At 71.2% G+C, this 9,295-nt stretch carries 9 protein-coding genes; 8 read left to right on the top strand and 1 reads right to left on the bottom strand.

Going from position 1 to position 9,295, the window contains the following annotated elements:
• The 3 genes from rho to MPTA5024_RS21680 form a co-directional block, all read left to right on the top strand.
• A partial coding sequence (rho, locus tag MPTA5024_RS21690) for a transcription termination factor Rho (protein ID WP_036327435.1) occupies nt 1–1,472 on the top strand: 1,472 nt, incomplete at its 5' end.
• A 180-nt stretch (nt 1,473–1,652) separates the two neighbouring features.
• Nucleotides 1,653–2,981: a sensor histidine kinase gene (locus tag MPTA5024_RS21685; RefSeq protein ID WP_084369900.1), complete on the top strand. Its 1,329-nt coding sequence runs from the start codon at nt 1,653–1,655 to the stop codon at nt 2,979–2,981.
• 31 nt (nt 2,982–3,012) lie between these two features.
• Nucleotides 3,013–3,654 (top strand): response regulator, encoded by a 642-nt coding sequence (locus MPTA5024_RS21680; protein WP_036327432.1) that lies wholly within the window; start codon nt 3,013–3,015, stop codon nt 3,652–3,654.
• A gap of 110 nt (nt 3,655–3,764) precedes the next feature.
• Here MPTA5024_RS21680 and MPTA5024_RS21675 read toward each other — a convergent pair whose 3' ends face one another.
• Nucleotides 3,765–4,724, bottom strand: coding sequence for a hypothetical protein (locus MPTA5024_RS21675; protein ID WP_157099637.1), 960 nt, complete (start codon nt 4,722–4,724; stop codon nt 3,765–3,767).
• Nucleotides 4,725–5,176: 452 nt separating this feature from the next.
• Between MPTA5024_RS21675 and rpmE the strand changes: the two genes are divergently transcribed.
• From rpmE to MPTA5024_RS42440, 5 genes are all read left to right on the top strand, one after another.
• Nucleotides 5,177–5,395 (top strand): 50S ribosomal protein L31, encoded by a 219-nt coding sequence (gene rpmE, locus MPTA5024_RS21670; protein ID WP_036327430.1) that lies wholly within the window; start codon nt 5,177–5,179, stop codon nt 5,393–5,395.
• A 113-nt stretch (nt 5,396–5,508) separates the two neighbouring features.
• Entirely contained in the window at nt 5,509–6,555 is a 1,047-nt protein-coding gene (gene prfA / locus MPTA5024_RS21665; RefSeq protein ID WP_036327428.1) for a peptide chain release factor 1, read from the top strand.
• 88 nt (nt 6,556–6,643) lie between these two features.
• A complete protein-coding gene (gene prmC / locus MPTA5024_RS21660; protein ID WP_036327426.1) occupies nt 6,644–7,498 on the top strand; it encodes a peptide chain release factor N(5)-glutamine methyltransferase in 855 nt (284 codons plus the stop codon).
• Between the two features lie 79 nt (nt 7,499–7,577).
• Complete coding sequence (locus MPTA5024_RS21655) at nt 7,578–8,225, top strand: L-threonylcarbamoyladenylate synthase (RefSeq protein ID WP_036327423.1); 648 nt, start codon at nt 7,578–7,580, stop codon at nt 8,223–8,225.
• A gap of 126 nt (nt 8,226–8,351) precedes the next feature.
• On the top strand, nt 8,352–9,295 hold a 944-nt coding region (locus tag MPTA5024_RS42440; RefSeq protein ID WP_051458491.1), incomplete at its 3' end, for a hypothetical protein.

The following is a 9,295-nucleotide window of genomic DNA, read 5'->3' as shown; positions in this document are numbered from 1 at the left end:
AGCGGCGCACCCGAGGGGAGCGCGGCGACAGGGGAGAGCGCCGCGACCGCGCCGACCAGCGCGCCGCCGACCCGGGCGACGGCCAGGGCCGTCAGCAGGGCCGCGGCGACAGCAGGTCCGACGGGCGTCCTGACAACCGCGACAACCGCGACAACCGGGGCGACCGCGGCGACCGCGGCGACGGCCGCGCCGACAACCGGCCGGACAACCGCACCGACGGCAAGGGCGGCGACCAGCAGGGCGACGACGCGCGCGGCCGTCGCGGCCGGTTCCGCGAGCGCAACCGCCGCGGCCGCGACCGCTTCGACAGCAACGAGCCCGTGATCGGCGAGGACGACGTCCTCATCCCGATCGCCGGCATCCTCGACATCCTCGACAACTACGCGTTCGTCCGGACCAGCGGCTACCTGCCGGGCTCCAACGACGTCTACGTCTCGCTCGCGCAGATCCGCCGCAACGGCCTGCGCAAGGGCGACGTCATCACCGGCGCCGTGCGCCAGCCCCGCGACGGCGAGCGCCGCGAGAAGTTCAACGCCCTCGTGCGCCTCGACACGGTCAACGGCATGGACCCGGAGCAGGCCCGCCAGCGGCCCGACTTCAACAAGCTCACGCCGCTCTACCCGCAGGAGCGCCTGCGCCTGGAGACCGAGCCGAACGTCCTGACCACGCGGATCATCGACCTCGTCTCGCCGATCGGCAAGGGGCAGCGCGGCCTCATCGTGTCGCCGCCGAAGGCCGGCAAGACGATGGTGCTGCAGGCCATCGCCAACGCGATCACCCGCAACAACCCCGAGTGCCACCTGATGGTCGTCCTCGTCGACGAGCGTCCTGAAGAGGTCACCGACATGCAGCGGTCGGTCAAGGGCGAGGTCATCCACTCGACCTTCGACCGTCCCGCCGAGGACCACACCACCGTCGCGGAGCTGGCCATCGAGCGGGCCAAGCGCCTGGTCGAGCTGGGCCACGACGTGGTCGTCCTGCTCGACTCGATCACCCGCCTCGGCCGCGCGTACAACCTCGCGGCCCCGGCGAGCGGCCGCATCCTCTCGGGTGGTGTCGACTCGACCGCGCTCTACCCGCCGAAGCGGTTCTTCGGCGCCGCGCGCAACATCGAGAACGGCGGCTCGCTGACGATCCTCGCCACCGCCCTGGTCGAGACCGGCTCGAAGATGGACGAGGTCATCTTCGAGGAGTTCAAGGGCACCGGCAACATGGAGCTCAAGCTCAACCGCTCCCTGGCTGACAAGCGCATCTTCCCGGCGGTGGACGTCGACGCGTCCGGCACCCGCAAGGAGGAGATCCTCATGGCCAAGGAGGAGCTGTCCATCGTGTGGAAGCTCCGCCGCGTCCTCCACGCCCTCGACATGCAGCAGGCGCTGGAGCTCCTTCTCGAGAAGATGAAGGAGACGAAGTCGAACGCGGAGTTCCTGCTCCAGGTCCAGAAGACGACGGTCAGCAGCGACCGCGACTAGTCGTCCTCGTTCACGCCGAAGCCCCGGACGGTCCGCCGCCCGGGGCTTCGGCGCGTACGGGGACGCGTTTCGGGTTAGCCCCACCTCCAAACGGCCGTTCGCCCCATTCACCCCGGCCCGAAGTGTTGGCAGTCTTGTCCCGAGGCCGTCACGCCGTACGGAAGCGAGGGAACGGTGACGATGACCGCCGAGACGGCGTCCCCCGACCGGCCGGCCCCCGAGCCGGACGACCGCCCGCTGCGCGAACGGGTGCCGCTCGGCCCCAAGGGCCCGATCGGGGTCGCCTTCGACCCGATGACGTGGCGGGCCGTGCCGTACCTGTTCCTGAGCATGTTCCTCGGCCTCGCGTGGCTCGCCGTCCTGTCGGTCGCCGTGCCCGTGTCGGTCGCGATGGTCGTCGTGTGGGTGGGGCTCCCGCTGATCGTCGTCACGATCCTGATGTGGCGCGGCGCGGCCATGCTCGAACGGCGGATCCTGCGCCTGGCCTTCGGCGTGCGGATCCCCGACCCGTACCGGAGGCGGCCGGGCGGAGGGTTCGTCCGCCATCTCGACTGGCTGTTCGGCGACCCCGCGACCTGGAAGGACCTCGGCTACCTGCTCCTGCTGACGCCGCTCGGGGCGCTGGAGTTCTTCGTCTCGCTGCTGCTGTGGACGAGCGGCCTCGCCCTGCTGTCGGGCCCGTTCGTCACGGCCCTCGGCTGGCGGACGACGATGGGCGTCCGGCTGGGGTACGGCTCGGTGGCCGAGTCGGTGCCCTGGGCGCTGGTCGGCGCGGCGATCCTGGTGGTCGCCCTCTACGCCGTGCGGGGCATGACGTGGCTGCACACCATGCTCGCGAACCTGCTGCTCGGGGTGGACGAGCAGGACCATCTGCGGGCCCAGACGGAGTACCTGCGGGCCAGCCGGGCCCGGGGCGTCCACACCGCCGAGACCGAGCGGCGGCGGATCGAGCGCGACCTGCACGACGGCGCGCAGCAGCGGCTGCTGGCGGTGGCCCTCGACCTGGGCCGGGCCCGCGCCAAGTTCGACGAGGACCCCGAGGCGGCCCGAGACCTGCTGGCCAGCGCGCACGCCGGCACCAAGGAGGCCATCGCCGAGCTGCGCGACCTCGCCCGCGGGATCTACCCCGCCATCCTCACCGACCGGGGGCTCGACGCCGCGCTGTCCTCACTCGCCGCGCGGGCGCCCGTACGCGTCGAGCTGTCCGTGGAGATCACCGAACGGCCGCCCCCGGCGGTGGAGAGCATCGCGTACTTCATCGTGTCCGAGACGCTGACCAACATGGCCAAGCACTCCCGCGCCTCCGAGGCGTCGGTCTCGGTCCGCAGGGAGGGCGCCCAGGTCGTGGTGGAGGTCGCCGACAACGGCGTGGGCGGCGCGACAGCCGTACCGGGCGGGGGACTGGCCGGGCTCGCCGACCGTGCCGCCACGATCGACGGGGTCCTGGTCGTCGACAGCCCGTCCGGCGGTCCCACCCGTATCCGCGCCTCGCTGCCCTGCACGTGGTAGGACGGGCTCCCGCCGACCTAGGGTGTGGCGCATGCGCGTAGCGATCGCGGAGGACTCCGTACTGCTCAGGGAGGGCATGGCCCGGCTGCTCGCCGACGGCGGGATCGAGACGGTCGCCGCCGTCGGCGACGGCCCCGCCCTGGTCGCCGCGGTCGCCGAGCACGCCCCCGACCTCGCGATCGTGGACGTGCGCATGCCGCCGACGCACACCGACGAGGGGCTGCGCGCGGCCATCGAGGTGCGCGCCCGCCGTCCCGGCTTCCCGATCCTCGTGCTGTCGCAGTACGTGGAGGAGCGGTACGCGACCGACCTGCTCGGGGGAGGGGCCGCCGCCGTCGGCTACCTGCTGAAGGAGCGGGTCGCGGACGTCTCCGACTTCCTCGACGCGGTCCGCCGGGTGGCGGCCGGGGGGACGGTCATCGACCCCGACGTCGTCGTGCAGCTGCTGAGCCGCCGCCGGGCCGGGCTCGACGCGCTCAGCGTCCGCGAGCGGCAGGTGCTGTCGCTGATGGCGGAGGGCCGGTCGAACGCCGCGATCGCGTCCGGGCTCGTCGTCAGCGAGGGCGCGGTGGAGAAGCACATCACGGCGATCTTCGTGAAGCTCGGCCTCGACCCCGCGCCCGACGCCCACCGGCGGGTCCTCGCCGTCCTCGCCTACCTCGGCCGTCGCTGACCCGCCCGCCGGTACGACAAAGGCCCGCGCGGATCGCTCCGCGCGGGCCTTCGTGTGCTTCGTCTGTACGGCTTGCGCCAGGGGTTGGTGGGGCGAGCCGCACAGCTCCGCTACTTGACGTCCACGAACTTGATGTTCGACAGCGAGCCGTAGGTGGCGCTCGTGCCGGCCGCCGTGGTCCGCCAGTAACCGTCGTACTTCGGCTTCACGCTCTTGCTGTACTTACCGGTGGAGGTGGCGCCGACGTAGCCGACGAACTTCCACGTCTTGGTGCCCTTCTTCTTGAAGTACAGCTTGAGGATCTTCTTCGACCAGGCCTTCGTGCCGCGGTAGACCTTGCCGTACAGCTTCGTGGCCTTGCCCTTCTTCACCTTCGCCGGCGAGGCGTACAGGGTGATCTTGGACTTGACCTTGGAGCTGCTCTTCTTGACCTCGAAGCCCCGGACGAAGCTGTACTTCTTGGTGCCCCGCTCGACGGTGATCTTCAGCTGCCAGTCACCGGCCGAGGTGCTGTAGTCGAAGGACGTCGAGTCGTGGTAGGAGTCGTCGGCCTCCAGACCCGTGGTCAGCGCGTAGTAGTCGTCGCTGTCCTCGGACTCCAGCCGGACGTCGGTGACCTTCTCGTCGCCGTACTTCTCCAGCTTGAAGGCGGCGTAGACGTCCACCTCCTTGCCCGACTTCAGGTACACCGGGTCAGGATCGACGTTGGCGCCCGTGACCCGCGTCGCCGCGGCGACGGAGAACTCGACGGGGTTCTTGGTCTCCGGCTCGGCGGCGGCGCCGTCGGGGTCGACCGTGATCTTCAGGTTCCACTTGCCGGGCTTGTCGCTCGCGGAGACCGGCACGCTGCCGCTGAACTCGGTCGGCTTGGTTCCGGTGGTGTCCGTGAGCTGCGTGACGTTGGCGGCGGTCCCGGTTCCGGTCGTCGCCTCGCCGTCCTTGTAGAAGACGGCGGTGATCTTCGGCGCCTTGTCCCCAACGTAGGCGTCGGCGCTGATCGACGCCTTGAACGGGATCGTCGTGCTCCCGGTCGGCGGGATGAAGGAGTCGGTGAACGTGGGATTGCCCACGGTGACGGCGCTGGCGCTGAGGACGCCGGCGCTGGCGGGGGAAGCTACGGTGATGGCCGCTCCTGCGGCAAAGACAGCCGCCCCCGTCGCGGCCGCCAAGGCGAGCCGCAAGCCCTTCCTCATGGTTACCCCTAACATTGGTAAAATTGAGGGAAAAGTCGGGTTTGAACACCGGAGCCTAGTGGGGCAGGTGTGACTAGTCCACTTGCCTGTAAACGTTCGCCCGATTTGTGTGGAGTTCCGCTAACGTTCGCCTCTTCCGGGCTGCGGGACCTGGCCGCTCTCCACACCGGGGAATAGGGCGTGGCCGGGGTAGGTTGCAGGATCTGGCACACTGGTAGCCGAACCGCAGCGGTACCGGTTCCCGCAGGCGCGTCAGGGTGTGCCGACGCGCCGAGGCCCTTCGAGCCGACAAGCGACCCGGCGACCGCACCGAGCGTTAGGACTGAGACATGAAGCCCGACATCCACCCGGAGTACGTGGTCACCGAGGTGACCTGCACCTGCGGGAACACCTTCACCACGCGCAGCACCGCCAAGAACGGCGTGATCCACGCCGACGTGTGCTCCGCCTGCCACCCGTTCTACACGGGCAAGCAGAAGATCCTCGACACCGGTGGCCGGGTGGCGCGCTTCGAGGCGCGTTTCGGCAAGAAGGCCCAGAGCAAGTAGCTCCTCCGCGACGCCGGCCCGGCGGCGCCCCTCGGTTCAGAGGCGGCGTTCCCGGGTCGGCGTTCTTGGTGATTACGGCCTGTTTCCGAGGATGATGAGATAAGGAGCTCGCGGTGAACCTCGACGAGATCATGAGCGAGTACGCCGACCTGGAACTGCGGCTCGCCGACCCCGCGGTGCACGCCGACCAGTCCAGGGCGCGGGCGTACGGCAAGCGGTACGCCGTGCTCACGCCCATCGTCGCGACCTACCGCGAGCTGGAGTCCGTACGGCAGGACCTGGCGACCGCGCGCGAACTCGCGTCGGAGGACGCGGCCTTCGCCGAGGAGGCGGCCGACCTGGAGAGCCGGATCCCGGCCCTGGAGGAGCGGCTCACGCACCTGCTCGTCCCGCGCGACCCGAACGACGACAAGGACATCATCATGGAGATCAAGGCGGGCGAGGGCGGCCAGGAGTCGGCCCTGTTCGCCGGTGACCTCCTGCGGATGTACCTCAGGTACGCCGAGCGGGCCGGCTACAAGACCGAGATCATCGACGCCCAGCACTCCGACCTGGGCGGCTACAAGGACGTCACGGTCGCGATCAAGGGCAAGGAGGGCGCCTGGTCGCGGCTCAAGTTCGAGGGCGGCGTCCACCGGGTGCAGCGGGTCCCCGTGACCGAGTCGCAGGGCCGCATCCACACCTCGGCGGCCGGCGTTCTCGTCTACCCCGAGGCCGAGGACGTCGACGTCCAGATCGACCCGAACGACCTGCGGATCGACGTGTTCCGGTCGAGCGGCCCCGGCGGCCAGAGCGTCAACACGACCGACTCGGCGGTGCGGATCACCCACCTGCCGACCGGCGTCGTCGTCTCCTGCCAGAACGAGAAGAGCCAGCTCCAGAACAAGGAGTCGGCGCTGCGCATCCTGCGCGCGCGGCTGCTCGTGATGGCGCAGGAGGAGGCCGACGCGGCCGCGATGGCCGAGCGCAAGTCGCAGGTGCGGACGGTCGACCGCTCCGAGCGCGTCCGGACCTACAACTTCCCGGAGAACCGCATCTCCGATCACCGGGTCGGTTACAAGGCCTACAACCTCGACCAAGTCCTGGACGGCGATCTCGACGCGGTGATACAGGCTTTGCTCGACGCCGAACTCGCGGAGAAGCTCGCCGCCCACACGTGAGCCGGCGAGCCGGCCACCCGGCCGTACGCCCCCGAGAGCTCAGCCCGCAGGACCACCGACAAGCGACCGCGACCGCCGTAAGAGACCGATGACCTTCCTGCTCGACGAGATCGCCCACGCGACCGCCCGGCTGGCCGAGGCGGGCGTGCCGTCGCCGCGCACCGACGCCGAGGAGATCGCGGCGTTCGTGCACGGCGTGGCCCGGTCGCGGCTCCACATGGTCAAGGACGCCGACTTCGACGCCCGCTTCTGGGAGGGGATCGCCCGCCGGGAGGCGCGCGAGCCGCTCCAGCACATCACCGGGCGCGCCTACTTCCGCTACCTGTCGCTGGAGGTCGGCCCGGGCGTCTTCGTGCCGCGGCCCGAGACCGAGGTCGTCGCCGGCTGGGCCATCGACCGGCTCCGCGAGATGGACGTCGCGCAGCCCGTGGTCGTCGACCTCGGTACCGGCTCGGGCGCCATCGCGCTGTCGATCGCCCAGGAGGTCGCCCTCGCCCAGGTGCACGCCGTGGAGATCGACCCCGTCGCCTACAGCTGGGCCAGGCGCAACATCCTCGAACACGGCCAGGGCCGCACGTCCCTCCACCCCGAGGACCTCGCCGACTGCCTGCCCGAGCTGAACGGCCGGGTCGACCTCGTGATCTCCAACCCGCCGTACATCCCGCCGGGCGCGATCCCGCGCGACCCCGAGGTGCGCGACTACGATCCCTCGCGCGCGTTGTACGGGTCGGGGGACGACGGGCTCGACGAGGTCAGGGCCGTCGAACGGACGGCCAGGCGGCTGCTGCGGCCCGGGGGCTTCGTCGCCGTCGAGCACGCCGACCAGCAGGGGAACGCCGTCTACTGGCTGTTCTCCGAGGACAGGGGCTGGCGCGACGCGCGCCTGCGGCAGGACCTGACCGGCCGGGACCGGTACGTCACCGCCCGCCTCGACCAGGACTGACCGCCCCGAGGCTGTTTCCGGCGGCCGGATGCCCGGCGACGCGTGCGGGCCGCGCGGGAGGCCGTGGAAGGATGAGTCTGTGAGCCAACGGTATGACTGCGCCGACCACGACCAGCGGACCGCGGGGCTGGCCGAGGCCGCCTCCGCCGTACGCCGGGGCGACCTGGTCGTGATCCCCACCGACACGGTGTACGGGATCGGCGCCGACGCGTTCACCCACTCGGCCGTGAACGCCCTGCTGGAGGCCAAGGGCCGCGGCAGGGAGACGCCCGTCCCCGTGCTCGTCGGCACCGTCAGGGCCGCCAACGCGCTCGTGGAGAGCCTCGGGACGTACGGCCAGGATCTCGTCGACGCCTTCTGGCCCGGGCCGCTCACGCTCGTCCTGAAGGCCAACCGGTCGTTGTCGTGGGACCTGGGCGAGAGCAAGGGCACGGTCGCCGTCCGCATGCCGCTGCACCCCGTGGCGCTCGACCTGCTGAAGGAGACCGGCCCGATGGCCGTCTCCAGCGCCAACCGGTCCGGCGCCCCGGCGGCGACGACCGCCGACGAGGCCCAGGAGCAGTTGGGCGACTCGGTGTCCGTCTACCTCGACGCGGGCCCGTGCACCGACAACGCGCCGTCCACGATCGTCGATCTCACCACGCCCGTCCCGCGGGTCCTGCGCAAGGGCGCGATCCCCGTCGACAAGCTCCGCGGCGTCGTGGGATACCTGGCCACCGAGGACTAGCCCGGCCGTCCCCGTTCCCACGGGCCGGGGGCAGGGCGCATTCATGCCGTCTGGCTATCGGGCTTCTCGAAGGCTGTCGCCCCAGCTACCGTGAAGTGCGCCGATATCTCTGTGGAGGCGCGCCCAATGGCCAAGCTCGACGGGATGGATCCGAAGCTCGTCCGCGAGTTGCTGTCGGAGGTCCAGCACGCCGCGAGGCAGATGGACACGATCGAGGCCCGCGTCACACAGCTCACCCGTGGAGCCGGCGTCGCCGTCCACGCCACCCATCGGCCGTCCCAGGTGGCGGACGCCTGCACGACCATGGTCAAGGACGTCGACCGCCGCCTCGTTCTCCTGGAGAAGAAGGAGAAGCAGCAGGGCGGCGGCACCGCGCCGACGGGCAAGGCGTCCACGTTCTCTCCGGAGCAGGACACCACCCGGCCCCCGGACGATCCCGCCCCCAAGGCTTCGGACCACAAGCCCGACCACCAGGCTTCGGACCACAAGGCCGACGCGGACGGGAAGACCGGCGGGAAGGCCGACAGCGCGTCCGCGTCGCAGGGGTCGTCCGCGCACAAGCCGGAGCACAAGCCGGAGCACAAGCCGGAGCACAAGCCGGACGCGCACCACGCCTCGACCGCGCAGCAGAAAAACGACGCCCCCAAACCGGAGTCGTCCTCGGCCACTCACGAGCCGGCCCACAGGACCCACGGCGCCACCGACGGCGGCCACGCCACCTCCGGCGGCACCCACGGTGTGGCCGAGGGGACCCTCGCCGACCGCACGCGCGGCACCGTCGAGGGCACGCTCGCGGAAGTCCCCCGCCACGACGCCCACACGGGCACCCACACCGGCACCTCGAACGGCACCGGCGCGGGTTCGGCCGGCACGGGTTCGGCCACCGGCACCGGCCAGCCCTCCGGCACCGGCCAGCCCTCCGGCACCGCGCCCGGCACCGGCACGGGCCAGCCGGAGGGCGCCGGAGCCGCTACGGGCGGGACCGGGGCCGGCACGGGCGGCGATGCGGCAGGCACCGCCACCGGGACAGGACAGCCCACCGGCGACGGCGCGGCGAACGGCGCGGCGAC

Origin of the sequence: Microbispora sp. ATCC PTA-5024, from assembly GCF_000511135.2 — a bacterium.
GTDB classification, from domain to species: Bacteria; Actinomycetota; Actinomycetes; order Streptosporangiales; family Streptosporangiaceae; genus Microbispora; species Microbispora corallina.
Note: the sequence above shows the minus strand (reverse complement) of the source record. Positions and strands in the feature narration are given on the sequence as shown.